The sequence below is a fragment of the Bacteroidota bacterium genome (genome assembly GCA_016706255.1).
Classification (GTDB): Bacteria; Bacteroidota; Bacteroidia; order Chitinophagales; family BACL12; genus UBA7236.
In genome coordinates, this window is the sequence record JADJJZ010000029.1 from 397587 (window position 1) to 420507 (window position 22921).

The 22921-nt window shown below is 36.1% G+C and carries 20 protein-coding genes; 14 read left to right on the top strand and 6 right to left on the bottom strand.

Features of this window, described 5'->3' with window-relative positions; genetic code table 11:
* Positions 1-110: 110 nt before the first annotated feature.
* From IPI65_19705 to IPI65_19730, 6 genes are all read left to right on the top strand, one after another.
* Positions 111-929 carry a GMP synthase gene (locus IPI65_19705; protein ID MBK7443655.1) on the top strand — a complete coding sequence of 273 codons (819 nt, stop codon included), beginning with the start codon at positions 111-113 and terminating at the stop codon, positions 927-929.
* 64 nt (positions 930-993) lie between these two features.
* Entirely contained in the window at positions 994-2187 is a 1194-nt protein-coding gene (locus IPI65_19710) for a hypothetical protein (GenBank protein ID MBK7443656.1), read from the top strand.
* Positions 2188-2204: 17 nt separating this feature from the next.
* Positions 2205-2840, top strand: a complete 636-nt coding sequence (locus tag IPI65_19715) for a hypothetical protein (GenBank protein MBK7443657.1) — start codon at positions 2205-2207, stop codon at positions 2838-2840.
* A 64-nt stretch (positions 2841-2904) separates the two neighbouring features.
* Complete coding sequence (locus IPI65_19720) at positions 2905-3444, top strand: hypothetical protein (GenBank protein MBK7443658.1); 540 nt, start codon at positions 2905-2907, stop codon at positions 3442-3444.
* Positions 3445-3462: 18 nt separating this feature from the next.
* On the top strand, positions 3463-3912 hold the full coding sequence (locus IPI65_19725; protein ID MBK7443659.1) for a DUF1569 domain-containing protein: 450 nt from the start codon (positions 3463-3465) through the stop codon (positions 3910-3912).
* 20 nt (positions 3913-3932) lie between these two features.
* The gene (locus tag IPI65_19730) at positions 3933-4493 is read left to right on the top strand and encodes a hypothetical protein (GenBank protein MBK7443660.1); all 561 of its coding nucleotides are present in this window, start codon (positions 3933-3935) and stop codon (positions 4491-4493) included.
* Here IPI65_19730 and IPI65_19735 read toward each other — a convergent pair.
* The 4 genes from IPI65_19735 to IPI65_19750 form a co-directional block, all read right to left on the bottom strand.
* On the bottom strand, positions 4481-5464 hold the full coding sequence (locus IPI65_19735; protein MBK7443661.1) for a hypothetical protein: 984 nt from the start codon (positions 5462-5464) through the stop codon (positions 4481-4483). The genes IPI65_19730 and IPI65_19735 overlap by 13 nt on opposite strands.
* Before the next feature lie 124 nt (positions 5465-5588).
* Positions 5589-6683, bottom strand: a complete 1095-nt coding sequence (locus IPI65_19740) for an acyl-CoA desaturase (GenBank protein MBK7443662.1) — start codon at positions 6681-6683, stop codon at positions 5589-5591.
* A 138-nt stretch (positions 6684-6821) separates the two neighbouring features.
* Positions 6822-8627, bottom strand: a complete 1806-nt coding sequence (typA, locus tag IPI65_19745) for a translational GTPase TypA (protein MBK7443663.1) — start codon at positions 8625-8627, stop codon at positions 6822-6824.
* A 98-nt stretch (positions 8628-8725) separates the two neighbouring features.
* Positions 8726-9451 carry an RDD family protein gene (locus tag IPI65_19750; protein ID MBK7443664.1) on the bottom strand — a complete coding sequence of 242 codons (726 nt, stop codon included), beginning with the start codon at positions 9449-9451 and terminating at the stop codon, positions 8726-8728.
* Positions 9452-9656: 205 nt separating this feature from the next.
* On the opposite strand from IPI65_19750, the gene IPI65_19755 reads away from it, so the two are divergent.
* The 8 genes from IPI65_19755 (at position 9657) to IPI65_19790 (ending at position 21108) form a co-directional block, all read left to right on the top strand.
* A complete protein-coding gene (locus tag IPI65_19755) occupies positions 9657-11567 on the top strand; it encodes a stage II sporulation protein M (protein ID MBK7443665.1) in 1911 nt (636 codons plus the stop codon).
* Positions 11564-12229 (top strand): hypothetical protein, encoded by a 666-nt coding sequence (locus IPI65_19760; GenBank protein ID MBK7443666.1) that lies wholly within the window; start codon positions 11564-11566, stop codon positions 12227-12229. The genes IPI65_19755 and IPI65_19760 overlap by 4 nt, the downstream gene beginning before the upstream one ends.
* Positions 12226-13548 carry a hypothetical protein gene (locus tag IPI65_19765; protein MBK7443667.1) on the top strand — a complete coding sequence of 441 codons (1323 nt, stop codon included), beginning with the start codon at positions 12226-12228 and terminating at the stop codon, positions 13546-13548. The genes IPI65_19760 and IPI65_19765 overlap by 4 nt, the downstream gene beginning before the upstream one ends.
* 6 nt (positions 13549-13554) lie before the next feature.
* Complete coding sequence (locus IPI65_19770; GenBank protein MBK7443668.1) at positions 13555-14538, top strand: MoxR family ATPase; 984 nt, start codon at positions 13555-13557, stop codon at positions 14536-14538.
* Positions 14535-15869 (top strand): DUF58 domain-containing protein, encoded by a 1335-nt coding sequence (locus IPI65_19775; protein ID MBK7443669.1) that lies wholly within the window; start codon positions 14535-14537, stop codon positions 15867-15869. The genes IPI65_19770 and IPI65_19775 overlap by 4 nt, the downstream gene beginning before the upstream one ends.
* A 266-nt stretch (positions 15870-16135) precedes the next feature.
* A complete protein-coding gene (locus tag IPI65_19780) occupies positions 16136-16855 on the top strand; it encodes an FKBP-type peptidyl-prolyl cis-trans isomerase (protein ID MBK7443670.1) in 720 nt (239 codons plus the stop codon).
* 168 nt (positions 16856-17023) lie between these two features.
* A complete protein-coding gene (locus IPI65_19785) occupies positions 17024-18391 on the top strand; it encodes a lamin tail domain-containing protein (GenBank protein ID MBK7443671.1) in 1368 nt (455 codons plus the stop codon).
* 209 nt (positions 18392-18600) lie between these two features.
* Positions 18601-21108, top strand: coding sequence for a sulfatase-like hydrolase/transferase (locus IPI65_19790; GenBank protein ID MBK7443672.1), 2508 nt, complete (start codon positions 18601-18603; stop codon positions 21106-21108).
* 9 nt (positions 21109-21117) lie between these two features.
* On the opposite strand, the gene IPI65_19795 is transcribed toward IPI65_19790, so the two are convergent.
* Complete coding sequence (locus IPI65_19795; protein MBK7443673.1) at positions 21118-22401, bottom strand: hypothetical protein; 1284 nt, start codon at positions 22399-22401, stop codon at positions 21118-21120.
* Positions 22402-22425: 24 nt separating this feature from the next.
* Positions 22426-22905, bottom strand: a complete 480-nt coding sequence (locus IPI65_19800) for an ABC transporter ATPase (protein ID MBK7443674.1) — start codon at positions 22903-22905, stop codon at positions 22426-22428.
* Between the last annotated feature and the right edge of the window lie 16 nt (positions 22906-22921).

The window sequence follows — 22921 nt, forward strand, 5'->3', positions numbered from 1 at the left end:
AAAAATTGTATATAAAAACTGAAATTATTCACCCTTAACAAGTGTTTACCTTACAAGGTGGAAAACCTTTGTTGGGCGGGATTTAAAAATAAATAACTTCGCATCGCTTTATGCCTGAAAGTAAAAAAATTAAACTAGCCATATTAGACATGTATGAAGGTGCAGCTAATGAGGGTATGCGTTGTATCAAGGCAATAGCGCAGGCACAGGCTGGTTTTGTCGATTACAAGGTTTTTGACGTTAGGGCAAAAGATGAAATTCCAGATAAAAGTTATGACATCTTCATTTCCTCAGGAGGTCCGGGGAGTCCGTTTGATGGTGAAGGAAAGCAGTGGGAGTCGAATTATTTTAAACTAATAGATCAGTTGTGGGCGCATAATAGCAATGGACATGATCGTAAAAAGTACTTTTTTGGTATTTGCCATTCATTTCAAATGTTGAGCAGGCATTTTGAGTTGGGTAATGTTTGTAAGCGGAAATCCACTGCTTTTGGCGTTTTCCCCATACATAAAACTGAGGCCTCAAAACACGATAAATTTTTTAGAAATTTACCTGATCCTTACTATGTAGTTGACAGTCGCGACTGGCAGATGATTGAGCCTGATTTAGCGCGGTTAGCACAGTTAAAGGCAAATATTCTGGCAGTAGAGAAAAAAAGAGAACATGTTCCGCTACCACGTGCGGTTATGGCTATGAGTTTAGGACAGTATTTTTATTTAACACAATTTCATCCTGAGGCTGACGCTGAAGGTATGTTGCGCTTATTTGCAAGGCCGGAAAAACGGGACCATATCATTAACAGCCACGGTGACTGGAAACTGGAAGATATGATTCGCAACCTTAGCGATGCTGATAAATTACCATTAACCCACAAAGAAGTTTTACCCTCATATTTACGCACTGCCATTAATGCGTTGCGCATGAATTAAATAAACCAATAATTAAGGTTCTTATTTTTTTGAGGGTGCTATTTATTCATTAAGTTTGCAATACATGATACCTTCAATCAGAGACCATTTTAACGCCACATTTACTGAGGCAGCCCACCAGGATTTTGTGCATGCATGTCAGGATCGTTTTAATAAAATTATTGAATTTAAAATTTGTGAAACGCCCATTTTTATACCTGCAGATTTTAGTGCAAAAGTATTAGCGGCCGGTGAAGCAATTTTGGATGTTGTTTGTGCCGATGATTTTAAATTAAAAAGTGATAAAGCCATTCCAAATGGTTGTTTTGTGCCGGGTGCTGAAGGCCGGCCAACCTTTATTGCATTGGATTTTGGTATTTGTATTGATGACAATGGCGAATTAATTCCTCAATTAATTGAAATGCAGGGATTCGCCTCTTTATATGCCTGGCAACATGAGTTGGGGAAACAATATCGCAACCACTTCCCTATTCCTGATTCGGTGAGTCATTTGTTTAATGGACTGGATGAAAAAAGTTACATCGCATTATTAAAACAAATAATTATCGGACACCACAATCCTGAAAATGTAATTATTCTGGAAATTGAACCAGATAAACAAAAAACCTGGATTGATTTTTATTTAACCAGAGAATTGTTGGGAATTGAACCTGTTTGTATTTCAAAATTAATTCTGGAAAACAATCAATTATTTTATTACAAAGGAGATAAAAAAATTCGTGTAGAACGTATTTATAACCGGTTAATTTTTGATGAATTACAATCACGTGCCGATTTATTGAGACAATGGAATTTAACGGAAGCCGTAGATGTAGATTGGGTTTGTCACCCGAACTGGTTTTTCCGCATTAGCAAATACACCCTGCCCTTTATTAAAAGTAAATATGTTCCTGAAACCTTATTTTTAAATGAAATTAAAAGTATCCCTGAAGATTTAGAAAACTGGGTATTAAAGCCACTATTTTCATTTGCAGGACATGGTGTAATTTTTAATGTTACAAAGGAAGATGTAGAAAAGGTATTGCCACATGCCGAGGCATTTATTTTACAGAAAAAAGTAAAATACAAACCGGTAATTAAAACGCTTGATGAACCAGCCAAAGCTGAGTTGCGCTTAATGTATTTATGGGAAGCTGAAAAGCCCCGACCAACACTGGTAATTAATTTAGCGCGTTTAAGTAAAGGTGTTATGATTGGTGTTGACTACAATAAAAATAAAACTTGGGTTGGCGGAACTGTTGCCTACTACGAGCAATAAATCGATTTGTTTTCAGTATGAACGAAAAAATATACCGATTACAAAAAAAAGAAGTAGACAGGCGGAATGCAGAAGCTGCAGCCTTGAAGAATGCGATAAACGATGTGTTTTATAAAAACAATTTCGTTAAGCACGAATATGATTCAGATGAAATTTTTGAACAGGCAGTTTTATTCGGAGAAAATCTGACCATTTTTGCAAGAGACTGCATGCGATTAAATTCGGATGAGATTTTAGTTGAACGTAATTTCGTTCAGAAACAAATTCTCATGAATTCAGTGCGCAGTGGAAGTTTTACCATTGAAGATTATTATATAGTAGGTTTTGCAAAAATACGCAGCGGTTATCCGCGCATACTTATAACACCAACAACGTTAGCCGATAAGTTTATTTATTTAATTGGTAACAAAGCAAATCCGGTTACCCGTAATAAAAAATGTTTGTTCCATTTTAATATACATCATGAACAAAACAAACCAGTTATTAAACCCTTACCCGATCAATTTTTTGAATCATTAATTCGATTTAAAGAACTTCACCTTGAAATTAGCGGCGAATATTGTTTTTATGTAGCCTCTACAAAAGGCGTTACAGTAGCTGAAGCTGAGCGTTTTATCGACCTTACGGGCGTTATTATGAAATGTTTGATATAGGTTAGGCACTATAACAACAGTTGCCACAAATTCGTTATATTTGCTATAACACAAAAAGTGGCTTATGAAGTTTTGGACAATTAATTTATGTTTTGCAGCCCTAATCGTGATTGCATCCGGGTGTAAGGATGAAGTTTTGCCACCGGAAGGAAACTTGATTACCAATTATTCATTTGAAGAAAACGGTGTTTACAGCACGTCAGGCTGGACGGTAAATAATACCGAATATACCACGCTAGTGCCGGAGAACGGCGGTGATTTCGCGATAAAAGTTTTTCAGGATACGTTACCGGATGAAGGTTATGTGGAATATGAGGTAACCGGATTAATTGGTGATAAATCGATTGTATTTGATTGTGAAGCAAATGCCTTTGGCGGTTGTGTTGGCACTGTAAGTATAATTGTTGAATCTACCGGAGAAACAAAAACGGTTATCGCTACTGCTAATGTGGACCAAAATACCTGGACACCAAAAAATTTATCTGCAAATGCAACTTTTGTTGATGGTGACAGGTTATTTGTTAGAATGAGTGCAGGAGGCGTATTAAGTCCTGTAGAAACACAGTTTGTTGTTTTTGACCTGGCCACTCTGGAAATCAATTAACCTATAAAACTTTAAACAGTGAGCAGCATTTTTAATTTAGATGATGCGAATGCATACATCGCACGCATAGAAAAATTAACGCCTATTACACAACATATTTGGGGCAGCATGACTGTTTCACAAATGCTTGCCCATATTCAGGAGCCTATAAAAGTTGCATTGGGACAAACACAGCCAAAGCGCAATATCATCGGGTTAATTTTTGGGCGGTTGGTTAAAAAATCGATTGTTAATGAAAAACCTTTTAAACAAGGTTTACCTACTGACCCCAGTTTTGTTGTTTCCTCTGAACGGAATTTTGAACAGGAAAAACAACAGGCGATTGTTTTAATACGCGCTTTACAAGCCGGTGGTCCTTCAGGCATTACGAATAATAAACATCCTTTATTTGGAAAAATGTCGCCTGAAGAATGGGATACCCTTACCAATAAACATCTTGACCACCATTTGCGACAATTTGGTGTATAGATTTTTCGTTATTCTTTTTTATGCAAACCCAAAAGGCTAAAAATTATTACCCGGCATCTACCGTTCGTCTGATTCTTATCATTATAGGTATTTCCGGAATATTGCTGCGTAATTCACTTGCATTAAATGATATGATCACCAACGTATTGTTTATCATTCAGCTCGTGGCATTGGATGTAATATTAAGAGAGAGTAATTTCTTCACAACAAATTATTACCGAATTGTAATGGTTTGTTTAAGCATTTATATTGTAGGAACATTATTTAAAATAATGCACTGGTTTGGTGCCGACCAAATGCTTATAATTGCAACAGCCGGTGTAGTAATTACCTACATTATCAGGACAATAAATAAATCGAAAATAAATATTTTAGACATTGTAAAATGCGGATGGGTGGTAAGTGTTTGTTTTACCAGTATTGCACGTTTAATGCATTTGCCATTTGCCATTTGGGGCAGTTACATTAATTTAAGTTTATTTGCTTTAATGTTATTATTATTTTTTCTTGCGCCTGTAAAAGAGCAGTTAGCTGCTGAAAAAGAAGTACCCGAGGAATTGCCGTTTGATCAGGTAGACTGAACTTCCTGTGTTGCAATCGCAATTGGTGCTGATTCGAATTCGTCAATTTTATCCAATTCAAAAACTGTTATGCCATCTTCTCTGAAATAATACGGAATTTTAAATTTAGTACCCCAGTTTAGTTCTTCATGCGTATAACTATATCTTGCATGAACATCTTGCCCTGAAGTTTCATTATAACCCTTTATCATTACAAGAATTTCTGCTTCGCTTGCAGTAAAATCATCTTTTGTAAAACCATTTAATGGACTTTTTTCATCTATTGGATGCACCATTGTCCAGTTGAGTGGAAAATAAATAATTTTATTATTATCGATATTGAGCGGATAATATTTACGTGATTGTTTTCCATTTTCATTAACAACTAAAGCTAGTGTAACACGTACCTCCAGTTCAGTTAAATTATGATTGCGTTCATTTGCAGCACGAAACATTAATCCCGACCCATTTTTATATGGGCTGATTAAAGCATGTTTACTGAACCGAATACTATGTGGTGTTTTAGAAAACCGACCATACATTAAACCGGTGAAAATAGCAAAACCCATTAAACCAACAAGTGCTTCACTTGCAGCAACACCGCTAACGGTTGGCGATAATGGATAAAGTGACCCATACCCTACCGTTGTTAATGTTTGTGCACTAAAAAATAAGGCAACCAAAAACATATTATGCACCTGAAAATCGCTGGTCATGCCGATTCCATCAAAATCGACCAATATGTAAATGGTAGCAAAAACGAGGTTAACCACACTATAGAATCCTACAATAAATAAAAAGAATTTGAACCAGCTCATGGTAAGTAACTCATGGTATAATAATTTGCGTTCTCCAATTCTGAGCACGTTAAAATTGCCATCTTGCGTAATTACACGTTTCGAACCTTTCTGATAACGGTTGGTATATCCCAGTTCATCACCTTTTTCAGGTGCATTTTTCAAGTTGTGTGATAAGCGGTCCTTGAGTGCCATAAAATTGATTTCCTACAAATTTGAACATCTTTGCTTTAATAGCAAAATCATTTAAGACCTGTGCTTTACAAATCTTACGAATTATGAAAACAAAAAATCCGGAAGTAAGTTCCGGATTTATAAATTAGTTGGTTGCGTAGTTATTTCCTATTTTTTTGAGCACCCTGATATGTGAGCCCAATGAATCCCAAAAAGTTGCTTTCTCGTAGTATGGAATTCCAAACTCCTGTGCTGTTTTTTTAACGATAGGCGCAATTTTCTTATAGTGGATATGACAAATATTATAAAATAAGTGATGTTCAACCTGATAATTTAATCCCCCAACAAACCAGCTTAAGATTCTGTTTTTCTTTGCAAAATTTGCTGTTGTTTCTAATTGGTGAATTGCCCATGCATTTTCTATTTCACCATTATCTGTAGGCACCGGATGATCAGTGTCTTCAACTACGTGTGCCAATTGAAAAATAGTAGTAACAAACAATCCTGTAGTTACCTGCAATATTAGAAAGCCTAATAAAATATAGCCGAAGTTATAATCAGTAAATAACAATGGTAAGCCGAAAATAAATGCGAAATAAAATATTTTACTGAAAATAAGTTTAATCATTTCAGTTGTTGGATTGCCACCTGTACCTTTTGTAAGTCCGTTTTTGTTATAACGAATTAATTGTTTGAAGTCTTTATTTAAAGTCCAACCTAATGTTGCAAGGCTATAAATAAAAGGCGCATAAATATGCTGATAACGATGTATGAAACTCAATTTACCGTGTGGTGATAATCTTAGAATCGGTTTATCATCAATATCTTCATCCATACCATAAATATTGGTATATGTATGATGTAATACATTGTGTTGAACAATCCAGGTAAACTTGCTGCCACCTACCAGATAGATGGATCGGCCCAGCATACGGTTCACAAATTTATTTTTAGAATAAGCACCATGGTTTGCATCGTGCATAACTGCCATACCCATTCCGGATGCACCAATACCCATAATCATCCACATGATAAAAAATACCCAAAGTGGTAATATATTGGTAAGAATCAGGACAAATGGACCTAAATACAGGGTAAGCATCACCAACGTTTTGATAAACATGCGCCAATCGCCTGTTTTTTCAATCTTGTTGTCTTCAAAATATTGGTTAACCCTACCACGCAGCGTGGCGAAAAACTCAGTTCTGGGTCTTTCGACAAATTTGATTTTTCCTTTCATTTATGAATTTCCCGTGGCAAAAGTAGTGCTTAACTAATAAATTAACCAAAAACTAACCGGTGATTAATATCACAAATACGTAAAACACCCTTAACACAGAAGTTACAGTGATACAAACCCCTGTTCATAAGTTTTAGTTCAATCCATTTCTACCATAGAGCCGGCTTTTTTGCGTTCATGCTCCAATAAATGGATTTTACGCAGCCTGATATTTAAAGGTGTAACCTCTACTAATTCATCTTCATCGATATATTCCATTGCTTCTTCAAGCGTCATGCGGTGTGGCGGTGCTAACGATACTTTATCGTCGCTACCACTGGCGCGCATATTGGTAAGTTTTTTAGTTTTTGTAATATTTACAACAAGGTCGTTATCACGGCTATGTTCACCAATTACCTGTCCCTGGTATACATCTTCACCGGTTCCAATAAAGAAGAACCCGCGGTCCTGCAGCTTATCCATGGCATAAGCAATAGAAGAACCTGTTTCATGAACAATTAATACACCATTAATACGAGATGGGATATCACCTTTCCAAGGTTCATATGCTTTAAAGCGGTGACTCATAATTGCTTCACCTTGTGTGATGTTTAATACGTTGGTTCTTAAACCGATGATACCACGTGACGGTATGTTAAACTCCAGGTGTGTGCGATCGCCTTTTGCATGCATGGTAATCATTTCACCTTTGCGTTTACTTACTGCTTCGATAACCTTTCCGGCAGTTTCTTCAGTAGTTTCAACAGCCAGGATCTCGATTGGCTCACATTTTTGACCATCGATCATTTTGATGATTACCTTTGGTTGACCAAGTTGGAGCTCATAACCTTCGCGGCGCATGGTTTCCACTAAAATACCCAAATGGAGAATACCACGACCAAACACCATAAATGAATCGGCACTATTGGTCGGTTCAATACGGAGAGCAAGATTTTTCTCAATTTCTTTATGTAAACGGTCGCGCAGGTGGCGGCTTGTAACAAATTTACCTTCTTTACCAAAAAACGGCGAGTCGTTGCTTTTAAACAACATGCTCATAGTAGGTTCATCGATTGGAATTCCAGGTAAGGCTTCCGGATTTTCAAAATCGCAGATGGTATCGGCAATTTCAAAACCTTCAATTCCGGTTACGGCACAAATATCACCACACGTTACTTCGTCAGTTTTGGCTTTACCTAAACCTTCGAATATAAAGAGGTCTTTAATACGTGATTTAACAATACTACCATCGCGTTTTACAAGTGAAACCGGCTGTCCGGCCTTAACCGAACCGCGTGCTACTCTTCCTACAGCAATTCTTCCGATATAGCTGGAGAAATCGATACTGGTAACCTGTAACTGTGTTGTTCCGTGTACAATTTTAGGTGTAGGCACGTGTTTGATAACCATTTCGAGTAATGCGCTAACATCAGTAGTTTGCACTTTGTAGTCATCACTCATCCAGCCAAACTTAGCAGAACCGTAAACGGTTGGGAAATCCAACTGGTCTTCGGTTGCGCCGAGGTTAAACATGAGGTCGAACATTGATTCATGCACCTCATCAGGCTTACAATTATCTTTATCTACCTTATTAATAACCACACAAGGTTTTAAACCAAGTGCAATTGCTTTACTTAATACGTAACGCGTTTGTGGCATAGGGCCTTCAAAGGCATCTACCAGCACCAAAGCGCCATCGGCCATGTTTAACACACGTTCAACCTCACCGCCAAAGTCGGCGTGGCCCGGTGTATCTATAATGTTGATTTTGAATCCTTTATAGTTAACAGAAACGTTTTTAGAAACGATAGTAATACCGCGTTCACGTTCCAGTTCATTATTATCCAAAATGAGTTCACTATGTTCTTTTGAGAACAGTTGACAATGGTGTAAAATTTTGTCGACCAATGTTGTTTTACCGTGGTCAACGTGCGCAATAATCGCAATATTTCTTATTTCCTGCATAAAATGGGTGCAAAGGTATGGCTTTTATTCCCGAAAATCAAGCCTTTTCAATGATTTGACGTTGATTTAAGAATAATTCAAACACCTAATACACAGGACTAACGGCTTAATGCCACATAATCTTTTATCAGCGTGCGGATAAAGGTAGCACGGTCGGCGGGTATTTTTTCGAGATGTAACCGTTGTTTTACCAACTGGCAAGCTTGTTCCAGGGCTTCTTCGTGGCTATCATTTCGGTATTTGAGGCTTTTGTCCATAACCTCTTTCAACAGTAACATTTCAGGTTCAGTAAAATTGCGCACCTGCGGATACGTTGGTTCGTGGTTGGTGGTGGTTCTGATTTTAAGCAGGTCATTCAACTGTAAACGTTGTGTGGGATTGAGTTTGATGACTGTTGTATTAGCTATAATATCGCCGAGCCGTTGTGCCTTATCGGAAGAGCTAACCATCAAAATGCCTATTGATCCGAGTGAAAACAAAACATCAACCGGACGAAGCGCCCAACGCATGAGGTAATCGTTAATAGAAGGCTGCTCCCCCGTGAGTTTCACAACTTTAATAGACAATATCTTTTTCCCGATGGTTTGTCCGTCCATTACCACTTCACTGACAAAAAAGTAAAAAAATATGATGGGTAAAGAAAAAACGTATTGAAAATAATCGTCGTGCATGCCAAACCCCTGTATAAAAATAAGTGAAAGGATAAAAATGGCTAACCATTCAATGATATAATCGATTATAGTAGCAAATATTCTATCCTTGGCATCAGCCAGTTCGTAGTTGATAGTAACGTTTTGGGTGGTTAGAATATCAATTGTGCGCATGCAAGAGCTCTCTATTTAGCAGTTCAAATGTATTAAAAATTATTTGTGCAACAACAATTCAACGCAAAGTGCCTCAAAAAATTGTAAGTGAGCAAGTATAGAAGTTTGTCAAAACGCACGAAGTAAACGGATTTAAACAGTCGGTTAATTGAAATTTTAAAATCTTTATAAGAAACCTATATATTTACTGCGTTAATGGGGAATCATGCGGGAAACACATTTCATTCAACAAAATAAGGGTAAGTGGGACGAGTTTGAGGAGAAGTTCGAAAACGAAACTGATCCTGAAAAAGCCAGTAATCTGTTTATTCAGATAACCGACGACCTGAGTTATGCCCGTACTTATTATCCAAACCGTTCGGTAAAAATATATCTGAACAATATTGCACAAAAGGTTTTCCAATCCATTTATAAAAATAAAGTAAGGCGCAGACAAAAGTTCAAGTTATTTTGGTCGGATGAACTTCCACAAAAAATGTATGAATCGCGCAAGCAATTATTATTTACTACAGTTTTGTTTACGGTTGCTTTTTTTATCGGTGTTTTCTCTAGTATGCACGACCCGAATTTTGCAAAATTTATTATGGGAGAAGATTATATTGAGATGACTGAAACAAACATAGAAAAAAATGACCCTATGGCTGTATATAAAGGAAGCAGTCAAACGGATATGGTTTTAGGAATCACATTTAACAACTTACGTGTTGCATTTTTCACTTTAGTTTTCGGAATATTTTTCGGTGTGGGTACAGCCTATTTTATTTTATACAATGGCATTATGGTAGGCACCTTTCAATACTTTTTTATTCAAAGAGGTTTATTCCAGGAATCTTTTTTAGCCATTTGGGTGCATGGTGCTTTAGAAATATCTGCTATTGTAATTGCAGGAACAGCCGGCATAACGTTAGGGCGCGGGTTATTATTTCCGGGCACCTTTACACGATTACAGTCGTTCAGGATTAACGGATTACGCGCCGTGCAAATATTTTTAGGCATCACACCGATTATTATTCTTGCCGGCATTAACGAAAGTTACCTGACACGTTATACGGAAACACCGGATATTGTGCGTGCTATTTTAATTTTTCTGGAGTTTGGTTTTATGTTATTTTATTTTGTTATTTATCCTGCGCGAAAAGCTAAAAAAGGATTTAATGTGAGCCGTAAATCAGATGAAATTCCGGTGAGTAAAATTCCGGAAGTTCAATTTTCAAAAATCAAAACCAATGGTGAAATTTTTGCAGATAGTTTTTCCGTCTTTAGAAAATTTTTTACCCCAATATTTACCATTATCTTTTTTATTGCGCTGGCCTATACCGGTATATTAATTTGGAAAGTAATTCCCATTTCAGAAATATACCATCAAACCGGTATGATTGATATAACCATGTTTACAGAAGCGTTTTCAGATATTCAGGGCTTGCTCAATTATACTAATGTTATGCGGTATAACGAAAGCATGGGAATATATACAACCGGTAATGGTTTTCCGTTATTTGCGCTCAATGTAATTGCATTAACATTAATATTGTCACTGGCTTTAAGCATAATACAGCAGACCAGAGCAAAAGCCACCGCATTCAGTTATAAGGAATATGGAAAATTTATTTTAAAGCGCGGGTTACCGGTACTTGTGCTAAGCGCATTGCTGCATGTGATATTATTTTTAGATTCTGATTTTTTCCTGCTCGTGTTTTTTGTTGCAGTGCCTGTTGTTATTATCATGCTTACTGATATGATTAAACAGGGTCGTGTTCAGGGCAGCATGTTGAATAAAACTAGATATTTTTTCAAACAGTTTCTGCCCGTTCAATTATTATATCTTCCTTTATTATTATTTAGTTTAATGATGGCATTAATCAGCCATACTGTTATTACCTATTTTAATGTGGAACTGATAAAATGGAATATACCATTTGACCCATTTATTTACGAATTAATACAAGACTTTACCATCACCTTTTTCCTGATACTAACAGTATTTTTCCAGATAGCCATGGTGGCTGTAAATATGTCGCTGATGTATTTTAGTTATAATGAAATTGAAACCGCTGATGATTTACAGGAGCGTTTACAACAATTGTCTACACCTAAAGCCAGTAACGTTTTACAATGAAGAAACTGATCGTATTATATAGTTTATTTTTTGTCTTGCAATCGTTATTTGGTCAGGAAACAGCACCGGTTTACCACCCTATTGATAAATCAAAATGGGAAAAAACAGTTGATGGATTAGATTACCGGGAAACAGAAAAAAAAGAAGAAACACCTACGCCTGTAGATTATAATTTTCGTACTCCCCGTGAACCATTTAGTTTATCTCTTCCCTTGCAAATTGTTGGATATGTTTTAATAGGTGCTTTATTAATAGGCATTCTCATTTATTTTTTCGGGAAAGGTATTTTCAAAAATCCAAAAGTGATTCCGGCCACCGACCATATCATTACAGATTTAGATGAGCGACCAATGGAAAGCGATTTGGAGCGTTATTTAAGAGAAGCACTGGAAAATAAAGATTTTCGTTTGGCAGTCAGAATTTATTATTTAATGTTGTTAAAATTATTGAACGACAAAGAATTAATTATCTGGAAGAAAAATAAAACCAACATGGATTATCTGATTGAAATGCGCAATCATCCGAATTACAATCAGCTTAGTCAGCAAACCCTTATTTATGAATATGTTTGGTATGGTGAACAATCCATAGCCGAACCGCAGTACAAAACGGTTAGCCAAACATTTATTCAATTACTCCAAAACATGAAAAACCAAGGGTGAATCGCACTACCATAATAGGCATTGTTTTAGGAGCAATAGGTTTAGGCTTATTGGTACTGTTGTTTGCTATGCGCGGGCGTGATACAGATAAAAAATATTATTGGGGAGAAGATTATAATCCGGTATCGGACCAACCATACGGAACCAGCGTAATGACCGAATTACTTGATGATTATTTTCCCAACCATGACCTTACCATTGTAAGTACCGATATCAATGCTGCCCTTCAGGACACCAAACCGGGGCATCGCACCTATTTATATATTGGTGATTACCCCTATTACACAGACAGCACATTTGCTTTAATTAAAGATTTTGTTTCAAGAGGAAACGATGCCTTTTTAGCTTTAAACAGTATACCTGAAAATTTATCAAATGATATTTTACTGAAAGGCCAATTATCGACATACTCGTACGACACTATTTATTACACAGATTCTTATGGCGATAGTACTTATACCTTACAGGAAAATTATGCTGATGATCCATCGGTGCTTTCAGAATTTCAATATTCTAAAGTTGCCATGAATTTTTTCAATAATGATTTCCGGGTCGGCGATGGATTTCAGTTTACGTTTTTAATTGAAAGTAAACCTGCCAATTACTCCTGGAACTATTTTTACCCTGAATATTTGAAAAGGATGCCTGCATACAAAAAAATAGGAAGTATTTACAGCAGAAATTTCACCAATTATATACAGGTGCCTTACGGAGACGGATTTTTTTATATTCATGTGAATCCCATCGTATTTACAAACCTTTTTCAGATTGAAGAAAACAAACTGGATTACACTTCTAAATTGTTTTCGTATTTAAAACCCGGCGACATATTATGGGATATTGCTACCCCACCGCAATACAAGCCTGAGGAGCAGGAAGGTCCACTTAAATATATTTTATCGCAACGGTCGTTACGTTGGGCTTGGTATGTATTATTAGTTGGCCTTGGCATATTTTTAATATTCAAATCAAAACGTGTACAGCAACCGATTACCGTGTTAGAGCCTAATGAAAATAAATCGCTCGACTTTATTCAAACCATTGGACGGATGTATTTCCTGAAAAGAAATAATCATCAATTGGTGCAGCAAAAAATGAAACTCTTTTTGAATTTCATTAATGAGCGTTATCGGATTCCGACACAAAATGTAGATGATGAATTCATTGAAAAAGTGCATTTAAAATCGGAAGTAACCGCGGATGCTATTCAAACAATATTTAAATATTATAATGAAATAATTACCCATCATACTGTTAGCGATAAAAATTTACTGAAGCTGCATCAATTGATGGATGAATTTTATAAACAATGTAAATAACCGATTATGGAAGAAAATTTATTTGAAACACAACAATCACCCGAATTTATGCAGGTTGCTGCTACGGTTCAGAGTATACGTGCTGAATTAAGCAAGGTGATTATCGGTCAGCATAAAATGATTGACCTGTTAATTGCAGGTTTGTTTGCAGGGGGCCATATCCTGATAGAGGGTGTTCCGGGCATTGCAAAAACGCTGACTGCCAAGCTGCTGGCAAAAACGATTGCGGCTGATTTTTCGCGTATACAATTTACGCCCGATTTGATGCCAACAGATGTTTTAGGAACACTGGTTTTTAATCAGAAAACATCTGAATTTAATTTCAAAAAAGGTCCGATTTTCAGCAATATTGTTTTGATAGATGAAATAAATCGTTCGCCCGCTAAAACTCAGGCTGCATTATTAGAAGTAATGGAAGAGCAAAAAGTTTCTATGGATGGTGAAACCCACGCCATGACCTTTCCATTTTTTGTAATTGCAACTCAAAACCCGATTGAACAGGAAGGAACTTACAAATTACCTGAAGCACAACTCGACAGGTTTATATTCCGGATAAAAATTAATTATCCTGATTTGGAGGAAGAAAAACAAATTCTTTATCGCTTTAAAGAAGATTTCAATAATAATCAGAAAGAAACAGTGCGCGCAGTTGTAACATCTCAACAACTAAAAATTTGCCGTGACCTGGTGGAAAAAGTGACTATTAAAAACGAATTATTGGATTATATCGCAACAATAGTAATCAGAACCAGAAATCATGGTGATTTATTTTTAGGTGCTTCACCACGGGCATCATTAAATATTATGAAGGCATCGAAAGCAATTGCTGCTATGCAAGGTCGAAATTTCGTGACACCTGATGATATCCATTTTGTTACTTATCCTGTATTAAATCACCGTATTATTTTAACACCGGATAAAGAACTGGAAGGTTATGATAGTGCATCGGTTATTAAATCTATTATAGAAAGTATTGATGTGCCAAGATGAGGAATCCGTTTCGCAATATTTTTATCACTAACAGGATATTCTGGCTAATCGGAATCATCTTTACACTATTTGCACTGAGCTTTAGTGTTAAGATATTATTTTATGTAGCTCAGGCAGTTATTGTGGTTACCATTTTATTAGTATTGGTAGATTATTTTATTTTGTTTAATCGCAGAATTAAATTGTCAGCTGAGCGAAAAATGAGTAATGCATTATCGTTAAGTGATGAAAATAACGTGCATATTATTATTTCCAGTAAGGCACCCATCAGTTTGAGTCTCAAAATAATAGACGAACTCCCCTATCAATTACAAAAACGGGATTTCGAATTAAACATGGAAATTAATCCCGGTAAAACATTACAAATCGATTATACGGTTCGTCCGGTAATGCGGGGTGCATATACGTTTAACAATATCAATGTGTATGCAACAAGTAAAATGGGCATCTTAAGCAGACGTTTTGTTTTCCCGCTCACTGCAGTGGTACCTGTGTATCCTTCACTCATTCAAATGAAAGAATTTGAATTAAAAACATTATCTCGCATCAGTTTTTTTGAAGGTGTAAAAAAAATGCGCCGTGTAGGTCATAGTTATGAATTTGAGCAAATAAAAAAATATGTACGTGGAGATGATATCAGAAGTATAAACTGGAAGGCAACGAGTCGTGTTGGTGATATCATGGTTAATCATTATGAAGATGAAAAATCGCAGCAAATTTTTTGTATCATCGACAAGAGTCGGACGATGAAAATGCCGTTCAAAAATTTGAGTTTATTGGATTATGCGATAAACACAACACTTACCATCTCGAATATTGCATTAAAGAAAGAGGATAAGGTAGGATTAATGACATTTTCTGACCGTATTGGATCTACCCTTGCACCTGATAAACACAATGCGCAATTGCGCAAATTATTGGATACCTTATACAATGAAAAGGAACGTTTTACTGAAGCGAATTATGAATTATTATATTTGAAAATCAGGAATTTTGTCCGTGTTAGAAGCCTGATATTTTTATTTACCAATTTTGAAAGTTTATATGCCATTGAGCGTGCAGTGAGTATTTTGCGTAAACTCAATAAATTACATTTACTGGTTGTTATCTTTTTTGAAAACTCAGAAATTACTTCCTATGCAAAAAGTGATGCAGGGAATCTGGAGGAAGTATATTTAACTACAGTTGCGCAAAAGTTTTCAGTTGAAAAAAATCTTATCCGTCAGGAATTAACAAAATATGGTATTCAAACCATTATTTCCAAACCGGAAGATTTATCAATTAATACCATCAACAAATATCTCGAAATCAAATCCAGGGGTTTGATATAAACACAACTGTATTGCTCCAATCTTATTCTTTTTGATCAGTTTTGCATTGCGTAGCCATTTGGCTACATATACAATATTTAATTACATTTTTAATAAACGAAGCACTTTAACAGGCGGGTTATAAAGCCTAAAATAGCCCTTTGAAGGCTGTATAAGTGTTAATTTCACTCAGTTTCAGCTAAAAAAGTGAACTTTTAGCTCAGCTTGTTGGGTTTCAGCTTTGCAATCAAACATTTCCATTATCTTTGCACGCTCAAATAAACAATATGAAAAAATCGGTTATGTTATTGGTTGTTGCAGGTGTTGCAATGATCTTCACCTCATGTAAAGAGACTAAAATACAAAATGTTAAAATGGAAAATGCATCTGACTCGTTGAGTTATGCAATTGGCGTTAACATTGGACAAAGCTTTAAAGAACAGGAAATTCTTGATGTTAATACTGAAGTAATGGCTGCGGTTATCAAAGCTATTTTAAATGGTGATACCACTGCTTTAAAAATGAATGATTCATCATCATTAGCATTTTTGAACAATTACATGCGTAAAAAACAAGAATTGAAAATTGAAACTGACAAACAAGCCGGTTTGAAATTTTTGGAAGAAAATGCTAAAAAACCGGGCGTAGTTGTTACACCTTCAGGTTTACAGTATAATGTAATTTCTTCAGGAACAGGTATTTCTCCTGTTGACGGCGACATGGTTTCAATTTATTACTCAGGTAAATTTATCAATGGCGAAGAATTTGATGGCAATATCGGAAGCGGTCAGCCGGCTACACTTGGTGTAAACGACTGGATTACCGGTTTATCTGAAGCCTTAAAAATGATGAAAGAAGGCGACAAATGGCATTTAGTAGTTCCATCTGAACTGGCATATGGCCCGGGTGGATATCAGGGATTTATTCCGCCATATTCAACCTTAGTGTTTGAAGTTGAGATGTTGAAAGTTACCAAAGGCGGCGACAAACCAGCCGGTGGCAAATAATACCATCCATTAAAATATTTACAAAACCACGTTAATAGCGTGGTTTTGTTGTTTACACCCAGATTGTAGCCCTGAAGTCAAATTTCGGAAGTCCACCAAAATTGTCGTAACAACTATTTTAATATACGCTTAACATTGCCTTAATTTACACTGAAAAGTAAAACATCTATGAATAAACAGCTCCTCACCATTTTTTTAACCGGCACAACCCTGTTTGCAAATGCACAAATCAATCCGGTAATTTCTGAGGTAAAAACCGATTTCATTCAAGTTGAGGCAGACATTGCAGGTGGTTCAACAGTGGCAATTACAGAGATAAATTATAATAGTGATCCTTATAACGAGTCCAACGACTGGGTTGAATTACATAATTACGGAAATACACCAATCGACATTTCGAACTGGAAGCTGAAAGATGAAACCCCGTTTAACGCATTTAATATTCCTGCAGGAACTATACTCGACGCTAATGAATATTTAGTGTTGGTAGAAGATATCGATACCTTTTTGATGATTCACAGCACGGTAACGAATTATATCGGAGCCTTCGGTTTTGGATTTGATAACACCTTTGGAACGGTAAAACTGGAAGACAATGGTGGCGCTATTATTCGTCAGGTAAATTATATCGATTCCATTCCATGGCCAAAAGGCGCTGATGGTTACGGTCCGCCACTGCAGATAATAGACGAAACAGGTGATGCAAATAATGCTGCAAACTGGCGCGCAGGTTGTGTTTTAGGCACTCCGGGCACCGGCTACTCCCCTTGCGATTATGATATTGTGGTTAGTGAAATAAATTACAACTCACTTTTGGGATATAATCCCGGCGACTGGGTTGAAATATTAAACCGTGGCAGCAGCGAGAAAGATATCAGCGGTTGGATTATGCGCGACGGTAAAACAAATAACATTTTTGTGCTACCAGCAGGTTCATCACTGAGTCCGGGCGAACGTTTGGTTGTTGCAGATAGTCTTGAATCGTTTACGGTAAAATTTCCTTCAGTAACCAATGTAGTTGGTGAACCACCATTTAGTTTTTCAAACGGTGGTGATGCAGTGCGTTTATATTTATCGACCGGAAAAATTCAATACAGTGTTCGATACAAAGATGCTCTACCCTGGCCTATTGACCCTGATGGAACCGGTTTTACATTAGAATTAGTAGATGAACCGGGTAATCCAAATGATGCAGCTTCATGGGTGGCAGGTTGTTTATATGGTTCACCGGGAAATCCGTTTGTGTTGCCTTGTCCGAATGCAATCGACAATGTTATTCCAACCACCTTAACAGTTGGCCCGAATCCGTTTAGTAATTACATTACAGTTGTTATTGATGAAACCGTACATGCTAAAAATGTTACAATTATGAATACGCTTGGCGAAACAATCATGCAATTACAACCGATAAATAATGCAGTTACCTGGAACAGTTTAGATGCAAGCGGAAACAAAGTTGCTGACGGCATTTATTTTATTGTGGTTACTGATGCACAAGGCCTGCAAACAACAGTCAAAGTATTGAAAGCGAATTAATTTTTTTTATACCATATTTCAAACAGGGCAATTCATTTTGAGTTGCCCTGTTTTTTTTGGTATATATGAAATTTGGTGCTGATTATCAGCTTGTTATTATCGGTTCACTAACTCATAACCACATTTCGCCCTGAAATAATACCATTTCAATAAGTACCGCTTGCAGCATGTTTGGTGACTTGTATTTTTACATCACACAACCCACACACATGCGTAAATTAATTACTTTAAGCAGCTTATTATTAACCCAGATTATTTGTTTTGCGCAGCAGCCGAATTTTATTTTTATTGTTGCTGATGATTTAAATGATTATATCGGTGTATTAGGCGGACACCCGCAAGTGGAAACGCCAAATATTGACAGCCTTGCTGCTAAAGGTGTTACCTTTTTGAATGCATATTGTAATTCTCCCGGTTGTGCTCCCTCTCGCACAAGCATGTTAAGCGGTCGCGATGCGGGATATACACAAGTTTACAATAATGAAGATTACGAAAATGTTTTCAGAAATAATTTTACTGCTGCTGAAAATAATGAAGAAGTTTATACCCTTCCACAAATATTAAAAGATTCAGCAGGATATTTTACTTATGCAATAGATAAAGTTTTTCATAGTCCTGCAGAAAATGATTTTGATAAATTTAGTCCCACATGTGAACGCGATAAATCGTGGAATAAAATGGTAAATATTAATCCGGAAGAAGCCGATGTTGCTGAAATGAATACTTATAAATTTGGCGGCACTTTTGATTTTGGCATGATACCGGATTCCATGGAACAATATATGGAAGATTATATGGCATCTGATTCCGCTGCTGCCTTTATTCACGATTATGCAAACGGCACAATAAATACATGCGATAAACCATTTTTCCTTGCGTTAGGATTACATAAACCTCATTCCGATAAATTAATTCCGGCACATTATTTTCCGGAATATTATTTACAAAACATTGAAGATGCAGGTGCTCAAACAATATACAACAATCCTGTTGGCGCATATCCATATAATGGTTTAGTAATGCCCCCGCAACCGGATCCGATGTTTAACGATTTTTATCAGTTACCTGAAGGTGGTCTGGCGCAAAGTTGTGCAAATATGGGCGAGGTTTACAATCAAATTATGGATTATGTAAATGGACTTGCTGAATTACCTATAATTGACCCTGCACTTACCGAAGCAGAACGCAAAGCAATAGTTGAAGAAACTGTTCGCGCAAATTATGTTGCATCTTATATTGCTGCAGTTCAATTTATGGATGCTATGGTTGGAAAAGTTATGACTGCATTAAATGAACATCCTGAAATAGCAGAAAATACCATTATCATTTTCACCAGCGACAATGGATTTTCATTAGGGGAAAAAAGACATTGGACAAAATGGACCTTATGGGAAACAGATGTTCGTGTTCCACTTATAGTAGTATATCCTGAACATGCAGAAAATCAAATTAGTAAACGTGTAGTTTCATTGCTGGATATTTATCCTACTGTTTGTGATATGGCTGCAATTAATTATCCTATAAAAGCTGATGGTAGTGCATATTTAGACGGAAATAGTTTTATCAATCTGCTCGATAATCCTGATGGCTTCAGTGCAAATGTTGCTGTGTCAACCTATCGAAAAAATGCAGGCTTTGGCTCATGTTATCCGCATTATTCGGTGCGTTCTGAAAGATTTCATTATATCCGATATCAATACAATAACAATACCGGAACCGGTGCTTGTGATGATATGTCGTTTAATATTGACGAAGAATTATACGATATTGGAATTGACAGACAAACCGACCCTTACGAATGGAAAAATCTCGCTTATGACCCTGATTATTTACCTATGAAAACTTATTTAAGTCAGTTTATTCCGGGCGGCACTTTATATAAAACTGAGCCTTATACCGTAAATATTTATTACAATGAATTGCCTTGTTTATTAGATGGCACATTACCGATACAAATGCGTACTGTTTTAATTAACACAGCATCAGAGCAGGTTGGAGCAGATGAAATCAGTAATTACACTTTTAAATGGACCAATAATTTAACAGATGAAATTCATTACGGTATAGATTATAGTTTTGATTTATCTGCAATTCCACATGAAATTTTTGAAAGTGCATCACAAGTATTTTTTTACCTGCAGGTAATTGAAAATGCCAGTGGAAATACCATAGCATTTAAATTGAAACAATTTTATTTACATCCTGAAGCTGAACCAACTGTTGCATTTCACACAATGGTTATTGACCATACAGTAACCATTACCGATGTTGAAACAACAGGCCTTTACAATACCGTTATCTGGAATTTTGGCGATGGATATACAACAAACGATGCCAATCCCGGGCCACATACTTACAATACCGCAGGCACATTTTACATTACAGCAGAATTAGAATATGGTAACAAATGTTCAACATTTTCTACTGCTCCGGCTATTATCGATTCCATTATTTTTAAATCAGGTATACAGGAAGCTGAATTACAATTATTTCCAAATCCAGCATCCACCCAAATAAATATTTATAGTAATGTTTTGGATGTAGCAACAAGTATTGCCATTTTAAATGCGCTTGGTGAAACTGTTTACAATAGCAATGTTTCAGCAAATAACAATAGTATGGTAATACCGGTAAATCAGTTCATTTCGGGCATGTATGTATTAAAAATACATTACCAGGGTTACACTAAAAATAAAGTGTTTGAAGTAATTCGGTAAAACTTATTCCTAAAAATAGAACGAATAATTACCACCTTCGAACCTTGGGTTTACAACATTATTGTAGATACTACCGAATGTGTAGCTTAATCCGAAAAAGGTGTAAAAATTATAATCGGTTTGGCGTTCGGTTAATTGTAATAAAATTTCTTCGTCGGTAAGTTCCCCTTTAGGTAAATTGATTTGATCGTTTACGAGGTCATAGGTGAAAAATCCATTTAATGTTAATCCTTCAATGATACTCCAGTTAATTGAAGCGAAACAGCCTGCACTGTTTTTAGATAAATCGTGAAAGTAATTGGAACCATTTATCCCCAATGCAATTGAGCCCCATTTTTGTTTTAAAGATAAACTTACATCCAGGCGGTTACGCAATAACAAATCAGTTGTTTTATCATAGATGGTTGAATCGGTATAATCACTATATTCAGGACCTATTTTGTAAAAAAATGTCAATAATTTAGTCGTTGAACTCGAATAAGGAAACACATTATACTCTACTGCCGGAGAAACATTAATAGATGCATCATAGTTACTATATGTACTGGCATCATAATTTATCTCTCCACCAATCGACCAGTGTTCATTAAGACTGTTAACTATTGAAAATGATGCATAAGAACCATCATTGTTGCTTTTATAGATATCTCCATCACCAAAATCAAAAGTTTCATCATTGCCATATGCGCCTAATGATGCACCTATTTTCCATTCTTCAGTTACTTTATTTGCACTGAGTGAACCTGATAAATTATAAAATTGGTAGTTAGAAGTTAGGTTAATATTTCCATAAGCACTTATTCCATAAACCCAACCATTCCATTTATCATCAGTTTGTTTTTCGGCACTGGTAGCCGCTACATTTGAGGTTATGGTAACGGGAATTTCTGTAGACTTTTTTGCAACATAAGGCATTAAACCCATTTTCATATACAACACCAACCCTGACCTGCGTTCGTCTTCAGTATTGTTGGTATTATCAAAAAAATGTAAGGTGTCATTTTTACCGGCAAATTCATTCTGCCCCAAAAAAAACAATGTAAAATCGTTACCACCGCTGCCGGTAGTCTGACTCGTCATCATTAAATGAACATCTGCAGCAAAACGATCGCGAACATAATTCACATATGGAATTTCTGTTTTGATATATTCACTGTAAAATCCCAAGCCATCTAAATAGAGGTTCAGGTAATTTTTGTTAATAGTGTCTGTTGGTGTTGAAAGTGTATCTGTTGTTTGTGCTTTAAGAGAAACAGAAAAAATAAGAAGGAGGCTAATCAGGTAATATTTCATATGTAAATTTTGGTCTTGCTGTTTTTATATAAAGTTTTGCATCCAGGTTTCAGCCAATTTTGTTTTGAAACCGGAATCAAATGTTTGTTTAGTTTGTACTAAAGGGTCGTAAACAATAGTATCGGGTGTAATTGTGCCATTCTGTAATTGTTCCTGTAATTCTGATAAGCTAATTGTGGAAATTCCTTGTGGCGACTGATAATTAATAATAGTGCGGTTAAATAATTCAATATTAAATTCTTTTTCCAGTGATTTAATAAAATGTACAGAGGTATCAATAGAACATCCGGAAGCAGAAGTATGGGTTTCATCTACCATCAACATAATAAAACGGTCCTCCACTACCCTGCCTGCTGCAAGTAATTGTTTGTTATGAGCAGTCCATTGAACGGCAAAGGCGTTTAATTTATTATTTAATATGTCAACTTCCTCATGAGTAAATGGGCGAGTTGACTGATAAATCCAAACTTTAGATATTGCCGAAAAAGATGCTAATTGTTGCATAAAAGATAAATTGATA